Raw genomic sequence first — 17,336 nt, forward strand, 5'->3', positions numbered from 1 at the left:
TCCTAAATATAGAATCTCAATGGCAAAAAGAATCCTTATCACAGGTGGAGCCGGATTCATCGGATCCCATCTAGCAGAAACTCTTTTGAACGCTGGGAACCAAATCATCGTATTGGACAATTTCCATACCGGACGAAAAGAAAACCTGACTCATCTCCTCGGGAATCCAAATTTCGAACTGATCCGGCACGACATTACGGATCCTATCAAATTGGAAGTAGATGAAATCTATAACATGGCCTGTCCTGCTTCTCCGGTTCATTACCAAAGTAATCCCATCAAAACTACCAAAACAAATGTTTTGGGAATGATGAACATGCTTGGTCTTGCAAAACGGGTAAAAGCAAGAATCCTTCAAGCAAGTACTTCCGAAGTTTACGGAAATCCTCTGGAACATCCTCAAACGGAATCGTATTGGGGAAACGTGAACACAATTGGAATTCGTAGTTGTTATGATGAAGGAAAACGAGTAGCTGAAACTTTATGTTTTGATTATCACCGCCAACACGGAGTAGACATTCGAGTGATCCGTATTTTTAATACGTATGGTCCAAGAATGATTCCCGATGATGGTCGTGTAGTAAGCAACTTCATCGTACAAGCGTTACGTGGAGAGAACATAACCATTTATGGTGATGGAAGCCAAACACGTTCCTTTTGTTATGTGGATGATTTAGTGAGTGGAATCATTTCTATGATGAATACAGAAGGTTTCGTTGGACCTGTAAACTTAGGTAATGATGGCGAATTTACTGTTAAAGAATTAGCTGAACTCGTAATCAAAGAGACAGGAAGTAAATCTAAAATCATTTATCTTCCACTCCCACAAGATGATCCGACCAGAAGAAAACCAAACTTAGGGTTGGCGAAAGAAAAATTGAATTATTCTACGACTGTTCCACTAGTGGAAGGCGTAAAAAAAACCATCGAATATTTTAGTAAAAGAGTATAAAATGAAAATAGGCGTAATCAAAGAACCATCTTATGAAAACAGAGTGGCTATCACTCCAGACGTAATAGAACCATTAAAAAAACTAGGTTTCACTGTTTCCATTGAATCCACTGCCGGAGACAATGCATTTTTTTCTGATTCAGATTATAAAGAATTTGGTGCAACAGTAGAATCCAGAGACGCTATTCTTTCGGGTTCAGACATTGTTGTGTCCATCCATGCTTTGGACGAGGCTAGTGCAAAAAAGATTGGCAAAGACAAAATCTATATTGCAACACTATCTCCCCTTGCTTTCCCGAAAAAAGTAAAAGAAATTGCCAATGCATCTTTTAAAATTTTCTCTATGGACACCATCCCACGAATCACTCGAGCTCAGTCTATGGACGTACTTAGTAGCCAAGCTACTGTATCTGGATACAAAGCAGTGTTACTTGCAGCTTCCAACTATAGCCGATTTTTCCCAATGTTAACAACAGCTGCGGGAACCATCACTCCAGCAAGAGTTCTGATTCTTGGTGCAGGTGTTGCAGGTCTGCAAGCGATTGCAACATCTCGCAGATTAGGGGCAGTGGTTGACGTTTTTGACACTAGACCTGAAGTAAAAGAACAGTGTATGTCACTCGGTGCCAAATTTGTGGAAGTAGAAGGTGCCGCAGATGCATCAAATACTGGTGGTTATGCGGTTGAACAATCAGAAGATTACCAACGTAGACAAAAAGAAGCCATTGCAAAATACGCGGAAAAAGCCGATATCATCATCACAACAGCCCTCATTCCAGGAAGAAAAGCTCCCCTACTCATCACAAAAGATATGGTAGATAAAATGAGACAAGGTTCTGTGATTGTAGACTTAGCAGCTGTGAATGGTGGAAACTGTGAAGTAACCGAAAATGACAAAACCATTGTTTACAAAGGAATCACTGTCATTGGAAATTCCAACTTACAAAGTACACAACCAATGGACGCAAGTAAAATGTATGCTAAGAACATTGTGAACTTCTTAAAACTTTTTGTGAACAAAGAGAAACAGTTTAACATCAACTTAGAAGACGAAATCATCAATGCATGTATGATTGCGGAAAATGGTTCCATTCGTCACAAACCAACACTTGCACTTCTCGGAGAGTAACTCCGAGATTTGAGATTGGCATTTGAAAGATTAGATTTTTACTTTTAGATTTTTAATCTTTCAACTTCTAATTGTTTTCTATGACTTGCGGTTGGGTTCTCCAACGACGGTGGACCCAAAAGTACTGCTCAGGAAATAACTTCACTTCTCCTTCTAAAGTTTTTGTCCAAAGCTCCGTATAATGCCTAATCACATCGTCTTTCGAAGGATAAAGTTTTTTATCAACAAATCCCAAATCCTTTACTCGAATAATTACCTTTCCATTTTCACCAGCTAACACAGAATAGTATAACATTTTAGCGCCAGTTAAGTAAGCCATAAGTGCTGGTCCGACAAAAGTAGAAGCTTGCCTGTTCATAAACGGAACAAAAATTCCTGCTTTGCCTGCATTTTGATCGGCCCCAAAACCAATCCAATATCCTTGTTTGAGAAGTTTAATGACTTGTGTTGATTCTTCCACAGGAACAAGGACAACTCCATTTTTAGTACGCATACGGCGGAGCAACTGATCCACAAAAGGATTTCTCACCTTCTTGTAAATCCCCCCACCTTTCATACGAATTCCTAAAAACTGAACTAAAATTTCCCAAGTTCCAAAGTGACCCGAAATCAAAATCACTCCGACTCCTTGTTTTTTTGTTTCTTCTTCAATTTTTAAACTCTCATCATCGATGACTAAATTTTCATCTAACCATTTTTTAGTCATCCGTGGTGCCCAAAGTGTATGCGCAAGAAGAATACCCAAATGTCGATAATGAGCCTTTACTAAGTTTAAAATTTGTTCTTCGGTATATGCTGGAAACGCAAAACGAATATTATCAGCAGCAACCTTTCTATGTTTTTTATCAAAAGGATAAATTAGGTTGGTCAAAAAAATTCCATACGCCAAACACCATTTATACGGCAGAATTTTAAACGGAAAATAAAACAAATAAACGATTAAAAATGAAATAAAATATCCAATCTGTTTCATAATGTTAAACAATAAGTCCAAAAATAATAATGAACTAGAACTGCAATGAGTCCTATTCCAAAACCGATGACCCATCCTCCTACAATATCACTCACAAAATGGTGTAATGTAATTAGCCTACCAACACCAGCAAACAAACTAAACAAAAAGAAATACGGAGTTTCGTGAAACGCAAAAACTAAAATTGTCGATACTACAATGGAATTGGCACTATGTGCAGAAGGAAACGAATGTTTCATATCAGGATTTGAATCCACTTTTCCCATAACACTGACTAGGGGACGTTTTCTAGCGAAGTATTTTTTTAAAACTAAAACCAAACGGTCTGTAAAATAGGTAAAAACTAAAACAAATGGCAAACTAACATAAACTGGTTTGTATAAATCACTTAAAAACATAAGTGGCAACAATACCAATGCAAACATTTCGCCGCGATTAACTCGAGATAATACCCAACTCAAACGTGGATGGTGTAGATTTTTTTGGATCCAAATCGAAAACTTTAAGTCAATAGAAGAAATCAAATTCATTTAGAAAGCTCTTCTTTTATCTTATGAAGTGCTTCCGAAAAAGAAAAAGTCCATTGATTCCTTGAAGCCATGTCTTTTAAGGTCACAGTGCCTGCTTTAATTTCGTCTTCACCACGAAGTAATATCCAACGGTAACCTTTTTTTTCTGCATAAGAAAGTTGTTTTCCCATTTTTTGAGAAACTAAAGATACCTCAGTGGCTATCTTTTCTTTTCTTAATTCTTTTGCAAAATTATGATTTTCGGAAAATGAAGACTCATCCAAAAGAGGAATGTAAACTGTTGAATCGTTATCAAATTTTGGTAATAGATTGTGTGCGGTTAAAAAATTCTGAAGGGTTACATCACCTAGACCAAATCCAATTCCAGAAAGTTCTTCATTGGAAAAAAGGCCAATCAAATTGTCATATCTTCCCCCACCATATAACGAACGTTTGTTCTGTGGAGAAGTATCAAATATTTCAAAAATAAAACCTGTATAGTAATCAAATCCTCTTACTACGGAAGGATCAAAAAATACAATATCCTCCAAACCAATTGTTTTTAAATCCCCAAACAAAGTTTGAATTGTGTTTCGTGTTTCTTCTTTGATACCAGGAATTTGATCAAGTGATTCTGTAGTTGCTGCAAGAAACAAATTTATTTTTGAAACTGCCGTTGGATCGTTAGGAATGGTTTTTGAAACGAGGTTCGTATATTCTTCTTCAGTAATTTTATTTTTTTTGTCTAAAATTTTAGAAACTTCATGAGCTTGATTAGCGCTTACCTTTAAACCATCTAACAAAAATTCGTCGAGAAGTGACCTATGGGAAATTGTCACTTTAAAACTGTTTCGTGGTGCACCGAATGCAAAAAGAATATCACATGCCAAAGATAAAATCTCTAACTCTGCTCTTTGGCTAGTTACGCCAAACATATCCACATTCAATTGCCAATGTTCACGAAGTCTGCCATGTCCTGGTTGTTCGTATCTCCAAAGATTAGGGATCGAAAACCAACGAATGGGGCGAGGAAGATCTCTCAGTTTTTTGGCAACCATCCTTGCGACAGTCGGTGTCATTTCAGGTCGAATCGCCACTTCGCGATCTCCCTTATCAATGAAATTATAAATTTGTTTTCCTACAATTTCTTCTCCCGTTTTTGCTCTATAGAGATCCAAGGATTCCACCATTGGACCATCGTATTCCTCGTATCCGTAAGACCTGACTACATCTTTCATCACTGAGAATAAATAATTACGTAAGCGCATATCTTCAGGATAAAAATCCCTTGTGCCCTTATAGTTTTCTGTTGTTAGTTTTTGCTCTTTCAATCTATGGCCCCTGGAACCCGAACCTACGCAAGATCAGCCGAAAAATTCAATAAGACTATGGTAAATCTCTTTTGCTTTTTTATCTCCGCTGACACCTGTGATTCTTCCACCCAATCTAAAATAATCATTCACCTCTTCTAAATGGCGTAATTCTACTGCCATACGAATCGGTGCCTGCAATTTGAAATTGATATCTAAAGTAAATGTAGGTTTCACTCTTAATGCTTTAATTATTTCCATATCATTAACTTCCAAGGCAACTCCACCTCGGGAAACGTTGAGTACGTTTTGTCTGACATCAAGAATATGGGTATTTGAGTCCATGATTCTTTCCTGAAACGTACGTTCAACCTCTTTAAACAAATCTAATACTACATCAGGAATCCCAGTGCGCTCTGTTTCCAGCGAGAGATATGCAAAAAAATGCATGTCTTTCATTTGAATGAACAAAGGATAATAGATAAAAGAACCGATCTTTTTCTTTTTATATTCCTGAATTTTATCATCCAATAGAAACTCATCTTCAAAAGTTTTTTTGGGATCAAATACATCATCTGAAGGATAAGATAAAAAGGATTCCGTATCTAAAATAAAAATTGATTTTTTATGTTCTTTCATCAAATCGATTTCATCACTGTGTGTGGAAACCGAAAGGAAAACAACTTTTGATTGTGGGTAATCTCTAAGTACAGTTCTTTGAATATCAGACAAAATAACCTGAGAACTAATTCCAGTTAGCTTTGAAAAATCTATATTCGTTTTTGCAATTAAAAAATTTGATGCGACTACATTCCCTCTAACTTTTTCATTTCTAGGATCTTGTCTTGTAGCATAAGTTTGTCTACGATCAATAATTTTACCAAGAAGTAAGTTATCTTTTTGGTTGATCAGCTCATAATCCACTTCAACATGAAAACTAGGAGTCGCTTGAACGGTAAAAATTGTTTCTATTAGTTCGGGAATGGTTTCGAGTTCCCATATATGAGCACCATCTGGCCTTTCTCCTTTAAACTTCACTCGAATCGGTGTGTCGTAACCCTTTAGAAATAGTCCATCTCCACCCATCATCTGTTTGAAAAACTCGGGCAAAGTACGTATAGCCTCTAAAGGAACGTAATCCCTTTCTTGGTCGAAATGAATTTTTACGCGATTGATCATATTAGTCTATTTTTTTGAAGTTCACGCGTCTATTTCGCGAACGCCCTTCTTCTGTATCATTTTCCGAAATTGGTTGAGAATAATGGTAAGCTTGTACCTTCATTCTTTCCTTAGGAACACCTTTCAATCGAAGATATTGATAAACGGAAATGGCTCTATCTTCACTCAAACTGATATTGTATTCTTTATTCCCTACATTATCAGTATGTCCACCAATTTCAACTTTTTCATTTTTATGTTGGATAAGGAAGTCCGCAAAAAGATCCAATTTCTTCTTATCATCATCACTCAATGTTCGTTCATTGAACGGGAAATAAATAATTGTATTGTACAAACTATCAAAATCATTTAGATTTCTTAGATAAAGTACGGTATCTTTTCCTTCCATTCCAGAAATTTTCTCTTTGGCAAAAAGGAATGTTTCTTCTTTAAAACCTTTGGCCCTGACCAAAATTTCAAAATCCATAGTAGGAGATTTTTCCAAATCAAAATGACTATCTTTGGATTCTAAGGATTTTCCTTTTCTTGTGAGATCATCAAAATAATAACAAATCGCATTTGGAATTACTAAATCGGTTTTTTTATCTTTAACAATAAAACGAATTCCTTGGATGGATTTGTCTGGGCGTTCGTCTTTTGCAGGACGAATGGGTTGTAAGATAATTTGAGAATATTGTTCCTTATCTTTTCCTACGTTCCCTCTTAAATCCAAAAGTAACTCTGTAGGATGAAATCCAGGTGAAGACACTTCCACTCGGTAAAGTTTTCCAGTTTTGATTGTAGTTCGAAAGTTTTCCGCATCGGAAATGGAAAGATCGCCTCCAATACGTTTGGAAGTAATCACTTGGATAGGTTTTGTATCATCGTAAATTTTTAGAGTCGAATCCAGACCAATCATAATCGCTTCCGATCCATCCAGAACTAACCCACGAAATACAAACTCATAACTACGACGAAGGTCTTCTGGAACCATTGTTCGGTAGATATCGAATTGGCCTTCCCCGCCGGGCCTGTTGGATGAAAAATAAAACCACAAATCATCGAAAGTGACTGAAATTCCCTCGTTATCACTTTCTTCCCAAAGGCTGTATGTAGAATAATCTGCAGGTGTATCAAATGGAAATCCTGTTGATTCGCCTGACAATTGTTCTTTTGTGTTAAAAGGAGATCCTAATAAAACTGGGATAGTAAAGGTTTTTTGTGATTCATCATATTCACTGTAATAAAAACTAAACTTTCGGTTTTTATCCCCTCGGTTAGAACTAAAATACAATCGTAATCCATCCCAGTGGTATCTAGGACTAATTTCATCATCGTTTGTATTAACCGTAGATCCCATAGAAATCGGTTTTTGCCAAACTCCATCTCTACATCTAATTGTAGGTTTATCTGGGTTTATATCTTTTGTTTCAGTGGTCGGTTCTCGTTTGGAAATCCAAAGGTCAAATCCGCCCAGTCCACCAGGGCGATTGGATGAAAATACCATCGAACAACCATCAGGCGAAATGGCGGGCATTTTATCTTCAAAATGCGAATTAACTTCATTTATATGAACAGGAATGGACCAAAGGCCTGTCCTTTGGTTGATTTTAGTATAATAGAGATTAAGCCCGTCATAACCTTCACGGTTCTTTTTAGGGTCAGCTTGGGTTTTATCACGTACTGATGTAAAATATAGTTCGTATGGTTTTTCCTCTTCATCAAAGAGGATGGAAAACATACCTTCAAAATTGGAGGTATTCAGTTCACGAAAGTTTTTAGGTGGTGACCAAACCGGCAATTTCATTCGGTCAGGAAAACTTAAATTTTCCGAAATCCAAATATCCATCCCACCTTCTCCGCCAGGTCTGTTGGATTGAAACACCAAGTATCTACCTGTGGGTGAAATGATCGGGTTATACTCCACATTTTGTGTGTTGAGTGGCTGGTAAAACCTTACATCTTTCACTTTAGGTAAAGGCTGTGCCAGAAGTGGGAATGCCAAAATGATTAAGAAAATAAGGAGTTTTTTCATCTGCCGTCTCTCCTATGTATCGGCTAATCGGAATTTTCTGCCAAGGGAAAAATAAGGCTTTTAGGACCAGCTTTACAGAGAATCCTACTCCTACATGGCCGAAATCTTCGGAATCTTAAACATTACCACCGATTCATTTAGTGACGGGGGAAAGTTCCTAAACCCAGATGATGCAATCGAACAAGGAAAAAAACTTCTCCAAGAAGGTGCCGATTGGCTGGATATCTCAGGACAATCATCCAACATCAATGCAAGCCTTGTTTCTGAAGAAGAAGAATGGCAAAGAGTAGAACCTGTAATTCGTTATTTTGTGCCACAAGGTGTTCGGATCAGCTTAGATAGTTTTCGACCTTCAGTCCAACAAAAGGGAATTGAAGCAGGAGTGCGATGTATTAATGACATCACAGGTTTTACTTACGAAGGTGACCGCAGTTTCTTAAAGTCAGCCATTCAAAAACACCCTGAGCTAAAACTAATCATCATGCATTCGCATAACAGAAATATTGCGAAAAATAAATCAGACCTAACACCCGAAAAAGTAATTAGGAAAATCCAGGCTTTTTTTAGGGACCGTCGCTCTGAACTTCTGGCAATGGACATCCCAGAATCATCTCTCTGTTATGATCCTGGAATGGGATTTTTTCTAAGTGAAAATCCAATGGTTTCCTTTCGCGTATTACAAGAATTAGAAATTCTCAAATTAGAATTTCCGCAATTGATGGTGGGAGTTTCCAGGAAATCATTTCTAGGCAATGTACTTGGAAATTTACCAATTGCAGAAAGAGAATTTGTCACTTTAACTTGCGAACTGCATCTACTAAGATTCAAAATTCCCTACATCCGAACGCATAACGTTTTAAAACTCAGGCAAGCTGAAAAAGTTTGGAATTTGTGCCAGGAAATCGAATAAAGATTATATTTTAATTAATTACTAACACGATTTAAATTAACTTCTGCCAGAGCGCGAGGCTTTGCGGACATCTTTTCCTTCTTTGGAAAGAGTAGGAAAAAAGGCAGACTCAGGAACTGCGTATCCATTTTCAACCGCCTTGCGGTAGTAAGGCAAAAGATGATCCCAACGAGGATAATCTTTTAATACAAGTAAAGTATCTCTCCAAACTTCTAAAAAACTAATTTGCGATTTTTCAGAGGATGGAGCAGATTCTGCCCATTTTAAAGCTTCTTCGTAACGCCCTAATTCAAAATTTGCTTTTAAATAATAGAAATGGAATTCCTTATTTTTTTTAGCCGCAACTTCCAATGATTTTGCATAATCAAGTAAACTGTACCAGTTGGATTTTTGCACTTGAATCTCTGCCATTCCATACAGTGCATTTTCGTGAAAAGGAACCACTTCTAAAATTTGATTAAAGTAACCTTCCGCATAAGCAAAGTTACCTGTTTGTAAGTAATAATTTGCCAACTCTTCATAGGAATATAATTCCCAACCCTTCACTCGGGATAAAGCATCTAAAAGAATCACACGTTCTTCATTTCGCAAACGTACTTCTAATTCTTTCAAAACAGAAGTATATGTAACGGAAGATCGAGAAGGTGCTTCTTTCGAAACTTTTTGTTTGAAAAGCTCATATTCATCCAATAAAAAATAAAAACGTAGTCGGTTTAAATGTACGGCCACTTCATTTGGATTGGTTTGAATGCATTTGTCCCAAACAACTTCAGCTTGGTCTAATTGAATGGCTTTCGAAAGTTTGATCCCTTCGGCATTACAATCAGTTGCAGGAGATCCCGTGATCTCCAAAAACAAAGAATCGGATTCCAATTCATCTTGTTTGGCAATGGGATACCTACATCCCAATTGGAAGAGGATAAAAGAAAAATATAGAATATTTAAAATACGAAATTTCAATCTAGGATGGCTCGTCAGGATTTGTCTTTTCCTTCATCTTTTGAGCAAATACCAAATATTGCATCGCTTTTTCAGGATTCCCATTGAAAAGATATAATAAACTCAAATCCAAAGCTTCTTGTGCGTCGGGTGGCGAAAATTCTTCTGGGTTTTCTTTGGAGAGTTCTAATTTAGTCTGAAACTCTTTTAACTTTTTTTTGGCTTTGGATTGGATCCGAACCAAACTTTCGTGAACCACTTCATCTTCTTCTTTCCAAGCAGCTTGCAAACTTTCGTTAAAATTGGTAAAGCCGACATCCTCTTTTACCATAGTAGAAAGCAAAGTGGCTGATGCTTTATAATTTCCTTGTTTGGCAAGGATTTCTGATTGGATGATTTTTAACTGAGCATTGCCTGGATACAGAATCAAATAACGTTCAATCATTTTTAAACTTTCTGGAAAACGATTCCTTTCGTAATAAAACATGGCGAGCCCTCCTAAAGCTGATTTATGATCTGGTTCGATTTTAATTACATTATTGAGATATACTTCGGTTTTTTCATCGTTACCTAACTTCTGATAGGCCTGCGCGAGTAATAGATGCGCCGATATAAACTTCTTTTCAAAGGTGAGTGTTTGTTTTAAAAAACTAATGGCTTTTTCGGTTTCTTCATGTTTGTAAAGAGACACAGCCAAATTATAACAGTTTTTAACATTGGCATGTAGTTTGTAAGCTCTGGAAAACAAAGGAATAGCTTCTGCATGTTTTCCTTGTTTGGCGTAAACCACACCTAAATTCTGCAATGCCAAATGGTAATGGGGATCTTTTTCAAGTAAAAGTTTGTATTGTGATTCGGCACGATCCCACTCTCCATTTCTTTCCAAACGGACCGCCTCGTTAAATAGAGTTTGGATTTCTTGTGCCATACAGACCGATTATCGTTTCAGAAACGAATCTCCCCTTAGAAATTTTATCATGAGAATGGAAAATCCTTCCGAAAGGTACACACAAGAGTCCAGAGGAAGGGGAAAGTTATGCAAAGACTCATACTTATATCCATAGTATTGTGGTTGGTTTCCTGCAGTTCTGCAGATGCCACCCGAAGAGATTATAGTGCTTCCGGTGATCCGGAAGATATTTTTTTCGAACGTTCTGGGAAGTCAAAACCAGTAAGTAATGCCAAGTCGGAAGACCCAGTGGCTCGTTCGATCATTGACGATTTAGATTCTAATGGAAAGCCCACTACTGCTGCCACAGCCGCCGCTATTCCGGCAAAAAAGCCAACAGAACAGTTTGATGAAGTGGGTTTGTCATCTTGGTATGGCCAAAAATTCCAAGGTCGTCCCACTGCCAGTGGAGAACCGTTTGATCGAATGAAAATGACTGGTGCACACAGAACACTTCCCATTGGAAGTGTAATCAAAATCCAAAATTTAGATAATAACAAAGAAGCGGTGGTTCGAATCAATGATCGTGGACCATTCGTTGATGAACGCATTGTGGATGTCTCTGAAAAAACAGCTGAGATCCTTGAATTTAAAGATAAAGGTGTCACTAAAGTAGGAATCAAAGTCCTAAAAAAAGGGGAAGATGATCTTGCCGATGATTTAGATGATGCAGACCTTCTCGACGATGCCCCAGCAAAACCTGAAAAATTAACTCCTGTCAAACCAGGTGTCACAAAACCTGTGGCCGCTGGCAAAGGATTTACTGTGCAAGTAGGTGTGTTTCAGGAAAAAGAAAGAGCACTGAAATACCAAGAAAGTATGAAATCTGAATACAACCAATCCGTGTTCGTAACTCCCAGAGATGGAAAATTTGTAGTTCAAGTTGGGGATTTTGCAGACCGAACAAAAGCAGAATCTCTCAAATCGAAATTGAAATACGATGGGATTGATTGTTTTATCGCCACTCGTTAAATTTACCCCTTCCCTTCGGGCAATCAGTTGTTGCAATGATTTGCCCGGAAAGGTAGGAAAATGAATTGATTTCGCGTTTCCGCCTGTTACGATTTCGTATTAAATTAGCAACTAGAAGACCTTATGAGTGAAAGCATATTATCCGTTGACCACATACTAACAAATTATTACACATTCGGTAGTTTAATTGTCACTGTCCTCCTTGCGGTCTTGACTACATTCTTTTTCTCTTTAAAAGACAGAACTGTCGCCACAAAACATATGGGCCTGGCGTGTTTGTTTTTATGTTTATTCCAATTCGGATACCTATTAGGGGCTTTTTACTACCATCCCATAGCTTCTTACCACCGTTGGATTACCGGAGGATTTATTATCTTTGGTATCATCCACTTTGGTCAGTTTTTCTTCCGGTTCCCAGATAATGAAGACAACCGAATTGCCAATATTATCCAAGTCACGCTCTATGCTGTTGCCATTGTAGTAGTTCTTTGGTTTTTAGTTACTGTTTCTCAAGGAGAAAGAAAATACCATTTCACTGCTCACCACTGGGATTTTAACTCTGAAGGTGCAAGTCGACTCTTAAGTTTGTTCATCGCAGGTTTTTCCTTTATTAACTTTCTCGTTTTGCCAGGTTACCGCTTATTCCATGTGACAAAGGAAAAACGAGGAACGCTCAGTATTATGTTAATGGCAGCTTTAATTGCCGGCGTAGTCCCAAATATAACAAACGTTATGAGTCGTGATGGAGCAATGGAACGATCCACCTACCTCACTGCCCTAGTGTTGTTATTTACTTTTACATTTTTTATCATTACTATTACTTTCATTAACAACAGTAGTGAAAGAACTACCTTCATGGTAAAAATTGTAGGAATTTCCTTTGTTACCATCCTACTCATCATGCAGGCTTTCAGTTACTTGGTAGACCAGGAAAAAGAAACTTCCTTTGATAACACAGCGATTCAAAAAGCCCTTCGTGTTGCCGAAGGTGGCGAGCGGTCCAAGGATATTCTATTTGTCATTGAATCTGATTCATCAGGACAAAGTCTTAAAAAGGCCTACTTACCTTCTTCTGTAAATTTAGATTTACCTTTAGTTCAAGCTGACCTTTATAATACCGCTTTGTACGATGAAGTGGTCAGTATTTCCGAGACTGACTACAGAAATTCCCTCAAGTCTAGTTTAACGAAAACACCTTATTACTTTGAAGGTTATAAAAATGCTATTCTTCAATTTTTGGATGAAAATCCAGATTCAGAAGGTGCAGAATTAAAAGCAGAAGTTTCTAAACTAATCGAAAAACTAAACAAAAGAACCTTTATCAACACAAACAAACTAGGTGATATTCTACCCGATCAGTTCTGTGAAGAAGGAGTCAAATACGTTGAAAAAGTTAAAAACGTAGACACTTTCCGGGATGCTATTCTTAAACATGTAAACGATTGTAAATGGGACGGAAAAGAAATATCAGGTGCGGACCTCCGAGTCGAAATGCTCAAGTTTTTTCGATATTTCAAACCTGACTTAACAAGACACTATAGAAAAGATTTAGATGGTGTTTCGCATTACATTGCTTATATGACTTATGATGCGAAAAACAAAATCAATAGAGAAGTTGGTTTTAACTACCGTGACTATCGTGCTTACATGCACAAATCGGCAAAACTCGAATTAGTCATTCTCGCAATTGTAATGTTTGTTTTGTTAGTTGTGTTTCCTCTTTTCTTCCGTTCCGCACTTGTAAATCCACTTTATGCACTACTTGCAGGTGTTGAAAAAGTTAACCAAGGAAATCTAGAAGTAGAAGTTCCAATTAAAGTAAATGATGAAATAGGATACTTAGCAGAATCTTTCAACGGAATGGTATCATCGATTCGTGATGCTAGACGAGAACTACAAGATTACGCAGAAAATCTAGAAGAGAAAGTAAAAGAACGTACGAAAGAACTTCAAGAAAAAATGGATGAGATCCATCGTTTGAAAGTACAACAAGACGGTGACTACTTCCTCACTTCCTTATTGGCAAAACCTTTATTTTTTAATGCAAACAAGTCGGATAATATACGTTGCGATTTCTTTGTTCATCAAAAGAAAACTTTTGAATTCCGCAATAAAACCGGTGATCTCGGTGGCGATATTTGTATCACAGGAAACCTAAAATTAGGAAAACCTGATGATTTCAATAGATACACAATGGTGATGAACGGAGATGCAATGGGAAAATCCATGCAAGGAGCTGGTGGCTCTTTGGTTATGGGAGTTGTGATGAATTCCATTATGGCGCGTTCTGCAGGTAACAAAAGAATTCTAAACCGCACACCAGAAGAATGGCTCACTGATGTTTACGAAGAAGTAAACGCAGTATTCAAATCTTTTAGCGGAACAATGGTTATTTCCGCAACAGTCATGTTAATCGATGATGAATCTGGTAAAATCTGGTATTTTAATGCGGAACACCCATACAGTATTCTTTACCGTGATGGAAAAGCTAGTTTCATTGAAGATGAATTGAAACTTCGTAAATTAGGTTTGGATTCTGAATATCCTTTCGAAGTACAAACCTTCCAACTATTGCCTGGTGACCAATTAATCCTTGGGTCCGATGGTCGAGATGATATCGATCTCACTCCAGATGAAGACGTTCGAACTATCAATGAAGATGAAACAATGGTTCTTCGCTTTGTGGAACAAGCAGACGGTGATATTTATGAAGTCGAAAAACTCGTAAAAAAAGCCGGAGATATTACTGATGATATATCAATGATGAGTGTTGTTTTCAAAAGCGATAAATCTCCGATTCACCATAGTCCAGAAAAAGAAGACTTATCACAACAACCAGTGGATGATTTTTTCGACACCCCAGGGGATGATTGGGATGAAGCACTTACTACTTCAGGTGCTTTCGAAGAAGGAAAAGTATTATACCAAAATGGTGAAATCGAACGAGCCATCACAGTAATGAAAAAAGCTTTTCTTGGCGATCCAAGTAACCAAAAACTAAACAAGTTTTTAGGCCTTGTCAGTTATAAAGGGAAAGAATACGACATTGCAGCAAAAGTACTAACTGAGTTTTTAAAAGAAAACGAAGGCTCTGGAGAATATTGGTATTATTTAGCGATGTCTGAGAAAAAACTTGGGAACTATGAAAGTGCATTAAAAGCAGCCCAAGAAGCTTTAAAATACGACCCTGAGAATTTCCAAAACCTAATTAACCTTGCAGACGTTAGCAGGCTTCTTGGAAATGTGGACCGTGCCGTTACTTATGTAACCCGAGCACAATCCATTGATCCAACTAATAAAAACGTCCTCAAACTTTCAAAGTTATTAGAAAAAGCAACTAGCCTCAATTAATTGAGGTTAGTTGCTGATCTTCCATAGTTTTGATTTCCAAGTATTGGATATAACTATCAAATATTTTTCCTAATTCAAGGAAAAATCCCTGTAACTTAGCTCTTTCGGAAGTAATCATCGATTTGTCATTTTGGATGATTGATTCTTTGATACGACTCGCACATTTATGTAATTCACGATGCGGAGTTTCCAGTTGGTCATGAATTGCTTTTTGTTTTGAATCCAACACGGAACTCTGATAATACCACAAACCCATTTTACAAAGTGTATGATCTAATTGCGGGAACAGATTTACATTACCACTTGATATGGCTTGGTCCACAGCTTGAACCCAATGAATATGATCTAATCTTCTTTGAAAAATAAACTCTAATAACCAAACTGAGTTTTGGTTTGTTATAAGTTTCACTGTATTTTCAATTTTATCAAAGATAGCATCAAAATCAGATTTTGTTTGCACACTATGGTCAGAAAGTATATGAACTTGATTTGAAATACTAGTTGAATCATTGGCAATATTCTGAGAAGCAATTCCTACTTCACGGAGTTTCAATTCTAAATCATGAAATTGCGTAATTAAAACTTGAATTTCACTTAAATTTGCATTCGATTCTTTACGGTTGGAGACAACAGATGTTTCAATCGCTTGGATCTTTTCAATGATTTCAATGAGAACTGAAGTTCTGGTTTTTGAATTTTCTTGAAATTCTAAAAATCTCGATCTGATATGTTGGGCAGATTCTTGAATGGTTTTTACTGCTACTTTTGTGTTTTCAGCTAACTTAGAAACTCCATCAGCTACGACAGAAAATCCTCTTCCTTCTTCACCAGCTCTTGCTGCTTCGATTGACGCATTTAGGGCAAGTAAATTGGTTCGATCTGATATTTCTTTTACTAATTGAATGTTCTCATTAATCTTTTGCAAATCATTATATAAAAGTTGAATCTCTACTTCATTTTTTTGGTTTTCAACCTTAACCCATAATGATTGTTTTGCGATTATTTCTATTTCTTTTGCAGTATTTTCTAAACTTTTTACTAATTCAATATTCCTTTGGCCAGTGGCATCAAAGGTATTTAAGGTTTCTGAAATTTGAAAGGAAACTGAATGAATGACAGCATCGAGCTCTTCTGCACTACTTGCTAAATTTGCAGAAATATCGCTAAAATGGGAGAGACCAGATACAAATTCCGATTGTAAGTGTTCTATATTTTTTAAGTTGGTAGAGGAACCGAGAATAGAAACAGCAATTTCATCTGCTGAAGCGGTAATTAAACTTCTTAATTTTTTTTGTAATTCTAAAAGTTCTTCAACCTCCCGATGATTTTTACTTTCAATTGTAGTATTTCGAATGATATGTTCTCGAATCGACTTTCGGTTTTGTATTAAAAATTCCCTAGTGGAATCATTTGTTTTAAAATGAAACATAATAATTTTATTTTTAAAACTGTATCGTTTCTATATACTATTTTCCTATTTGTGGCTCTGAATTTTCAAAAACCAGCTTGCAAGTGATAAAATTTCTGTCAGAATAAGCGAATCCAATTTTTTAGAATAAGGATCATTATGAATCAAAAACTTGTTTTAAGTGTATTAACGGCTATCCTCTTTGCTGGAAGTTCTCTTCTCGCACAAGAGGCTGACGTTGCTTTAGGACGATATCTGCCACCTGAAAAAGACTCAGTTATCGAAATTTTCAAATGTGGTGATAAATACTGCGGTAAAACAGTTTGTATTAAAGACAATGCTTACCCTGAAAAAGAGAAAGATAAAGGTGTTCCTGGCACTCCTTATCTAGATCACAACAACGAAGATCCGAAATTACGTAATCGTCCAAACCTCGGCATGGTTTTTATCACTGGATTTGATTATGTGGGAGAAGGAGTTTATAAAAACGGAAAGATTTACAATCCTCGTGATGGAAAAACCTACTGTGGAAAATTCACATCGCTTGAAGGTGGGAATCGATTGGATCTAAAAGGAACACTTTGTTCAATCACCTTTATTGGAAAAACGAACAATTGGGTAAAACTTGGTGGTATGAATCTTGATGACCCAAAATGGGACTGCACATTCAAAGCTAAAAAATAATTGTAATTATGAAATACCTGCCAACCTATCGGAAGGCAGGTTCTCTTTAGAGAGATT

General features: G+C 36.9%; 14 protein-coding genes. 6 read left to right on the forward strand and 8 right to left on the reverse strand.

Annotation, left to right across the window (positions count from 1 at the left end):
- Window positions 1-19: 19 nt before the first annotated feature.
- Entirely contained in the window at window positions 20-952 is a 933-nt protein-coding gene (locus EHQ31_RS12665; protein WP_135573172.1) for a UDP-glucuronic acid decarboxylase family protein, read from the forward strand.
- 1 nt (window position 953) lies between these two features.
- Window positions 954-2,081 carry a Re/Si-specific NAD(P)(+) transhydrogenase subunit alpha gene (locus EHQ31_RS12670; protein ID WP_135573170.1) on the forward strand — a complete coding sequence of 376 codons (1,128 nt, stop codon included), beginning with the start codon at window positions 954-956 and terminating at the stop codon, window positions 2,079-2,081.
- A 67-nt stretch (window positions 2,082-2,148) separates the two neighbouring features.
- Here EHQ31_RS12670 and EHQ31_RS12675 read toward each other — a convergent pair whose 3' ends face one another.
- Genes EHQ31_RS12675 through EHQ31_RS12695 form a run of 5 tightly spaced genes read right to left on the reverse strand, consistent with a single transcriptional unit; the run spans window position 2,149 to window position 8,066 of the window.
- Window positions 2,149-3,054, reverse strand: coding sequence for a lysophospholipid acyltransferase family protein (locus tag EHQ31_RS12675; protein ID WP_135573168.1), 906 nt, complete (start codon window positions 3,052-3,054; stop codon window positions 2,149-2,151).
- Window positions 3,051-3,584, reverse strand: a complete 534-nt coding sequence (locus tag EHQ31_RS12680) for a phosphatase PAP2 family protein (protein ID WP_135573166.1) — start codon at window positions 3,582-3,584, stop codon at window positions 3,051-3,053. The genes EHQ31_RS12675 and EHQ31_RS12680 overlap by 4 nt, the downstream gene beginning before the upstream one ends.
- On the reverse strand, window positions 3,581-4,894 hold the full coding sequence (gene hisS / locus EHQ31_RS12685; protein ID WP_135573164.1) for a histidine--tRNA ligase: 1,314 nt from the start codon (window positions 4,892-4,894) through the stop codon (window positions 3,581-3,583). Before hisS ends, EHQ31_RS12680 begins: the two co-directional genes overlap by 4 nt.
- Window positions 4,895-4,927: 33 nt before the next feature.
- Window positions 4,928-6,052 (reverse strand): DUF1577 domain-containing protein, encoded by a 1,125-nt coding sequence (locus tag EHQ31_RS12690; protein WP_135573162.1) that lies wholly within the window; start codon window positions 6,050-6,052, stop codon window positions 4,928-4,930.
- Between the two features lies 1 nt (window position 6,053).
- On the reverse strand, window positions 6,054-8,066 hold the full coding sequence (locus EHQ31_RS12695; protein ID WP_135573160.1) for an OmpA family protein: 2,013 nt from the start codon (window positions 8,064-8,066) through the stop codon (window positions 6,054-6,056).
- Between the two features lie 94 nt (window positions 8,067-8,160).
- On the opposite strand from EHQ31_RS12695, the gene folP reads away from it, so the two are divergent.
- Window positions 8,161-8,976 carry a dihydropteroate synthase gene (gene folP, locus EHQ31_RS12700; protein WP_135573158.1) on the forward strand — a complete coding sequence of 272 codons (816 nt, stop codon included), beginning with the start codon at window positions 8,161-8,163 and terminating at the stop codon, window positions 8,974-8,976.
- A gap of 36 nt (window positions 8,977-9,012) precedes the next feature.
- On the opposite strand, the gene EHQ31_RS12705 is transcribed toward folP, so the two are convergent.
- Both EHQ31_RS12705 and EHQ31_RS12710 read right to left on the reverse strand, forming a co-directional pair.
- Window positions 9,013-9,936, reverse strand: coding sequence for a tetratricopeptide repeat protein (locus EHQ31_RS12705; RefSeq protein ID WP_135573156.1), 924 nt, complete (start codon window positions 9,934-9,936; stop codon window positions 9,013-9,015).
- Between the two features lies 1 nt (window position 9,937).
- Window positions 9,938-10,843, reverse strand: a complete 906-nt coding sequence (locus EHQ31_RS12710) for a tetratricopeptide repeat protein (RefSeq protein ID WP_135573154.1) — start codon at window positions 10,841-10,843, stop codon at window positions 9,938-9,940.
- 108 nt (window positions 10,844-10,951) lie between these two features.
- Here EHQ31_RS12710 and mpl36 point away from each other — a divergent pair, with 108 nt between their 5' ends.
- Both mpl36 and EHQ31_RS12720 read left to right on the forward strand, forming a co-directional pair.
- Window positions 10,952-11,836: an RlpA family plasminogen-binding lipoprotein MPL36 gene (gene mpl36 / locus EHQ31_RS12715; RefSeq protein WP_135573152.1), complete on the forward strand. Its 885-nt coding sequence runs from the start codon at window positions 10,952-10,954 to the stop codon at window positions 11,834-11,836.
- Between the two features lie 123 nt (window positions 11,837-11,959).
- Window positions 11,960-15,187 (forward strand): SpoIIE family protein phosphatase, encoded by a 3,228-nt coding sequence (locus EHQ31_RS12720; RefSeq protein WP_135573150.1) that lies wholly within the window; start codon window positions 11,960-11,962, stop codon window positions 15,185-15,187.
- On the opposite strand, the gene EHQ31_RS12725 is transcribed toward EHQ31_RS12720, so the two are convergent.
- The gene (locus EHQ31_RS12725; RefSeq protein ID WP_135573148.1) at window positions 15,180-16,616 is read right to left on the reverse strand and encodes a methyl-accepting chemotaxis protein; all 1,437 of its coding nucleotides are present in this window, start codon (window positions 16,614-16,616) and stop codon (window positions 15,180-15,182) included. The genes EHQ31_RS12720 and EHQ31_RS12725 overlap by 8 nt on opposite strands.
- A 138-nt stretch (window positions 16,617-16,754) precedes the next feature.
- On the opposite strand from EHQ31_RS12725, the gene EHQ31_RS12730 reads away from it, so the two are divergent.
- Window positions 16,755-17,279, forward strand: a complete 525-nt coding sequence (locus EHQ31_RS12730; protein ID WP_135573146.1) for a DUF2147 domain-containing protein — start codon at window positions 16,755-16,757, stop codon at window positions 17,277-17,279.
- The last annotated feature ends 57 nt before the right edge of the window (window positions 17,280-17,336 follow it).

This window comes from Leptospira montravelensis (assembly GCF_004770045.1).
GTDB classification, from domain to species: Bacteria; Spirochaetota; Leptospiria; order Leptospirales; family Leptospiraceae; genus Leptospira_A; species Leptospira_A montravelensis.

Excerpts from the sequence above, each read along its gene's own strand:
- EHQ31_RS12665 (WP_135573172.1), top strand. The coding sequence starts at position 20 with ATGGCAAAAAGAATCCTTATCACAGGTGGAGCCGGATTCATCGGATCC.
- EHQ31_RS12670 (WP_135573170.1), top strand. The coding sequence starts at position 954 with ATGAAAATAGGCGTAATCAAAGAACCATCTTATGAAAACAGAGTGGCT.
- EHQ31_RS12675 (WP_135573168.1), bottom strand. The coding sequence starts at position 3,054 with ATGAAACAGATTGGATATTTTATTTCATTTTTAATCGTTTATTTGTTT.
- EHQ31_RS12680 (WP_135573166.1), bottom strand. The coding sequence starts at position 3,584 with ATGAATTTGATTTCTTCTATTGACTTAAAGTTTTCGATTTGGATCCAA.
- EHQ31_RS12690 (WP_135573162.1), bottom strand. The coding sequence starts at position 6,052 with ATGATCAATCGCGTAAAAATTCATTTCGACCAAGAAAGGGATTACGTT.
- EHQ31_RS12695 (WP_135573160.1), bottom strand. The coding sequence starts at position 8,066 with ATGAAAAAACTCCTTATTTTCTTAATCATTTTGGCATTCCCACTTCTG.
- folP (WP_135573158.1), top strand. The coding sequence starts at position 8,161 with ATGGCCGAAATCTTCGGAATCTTAAACATTACCACCGATTCATTTAGT.
- EHQ31_RS12710 (WP_135573154.1), bottom strand. The coding sequence starts at position 10,843 with ATGGCACAAGAAATCCAAACTCTATTTAACGAGGCGGTCCGTTTGGAA.
- mpl36 (WP_135573152.1), top strand. The coding sequence starts at position 10,952 with ATGCAAAGACTCATACTTATATCCATAGTATTGTGGTTGGTTTCCTGC.
- EHQ31_RS12720 (WP_135573150.1), top strand. The coding sequence starts at position 11,960 with ATGAGTGAAAGCATATTATCCGTTGACCACATACTAACAAATTATTAC.
- EHQ31_RS12725 (WP_135573148.1), bottom strand. The coding sequence starts at position 16,616 with ATGTTTCATTTTAAAACAAATGATTCCACTAGGGAATTTTTAATACAA.
- EHQ31_RS12730 (WP_135573146.1), top strand. The coding sequence starts at position 16,755 with ATGAATCAAAAACTTGTTTTAAGTGTATTAACGGCTATCCTCTTTGCT.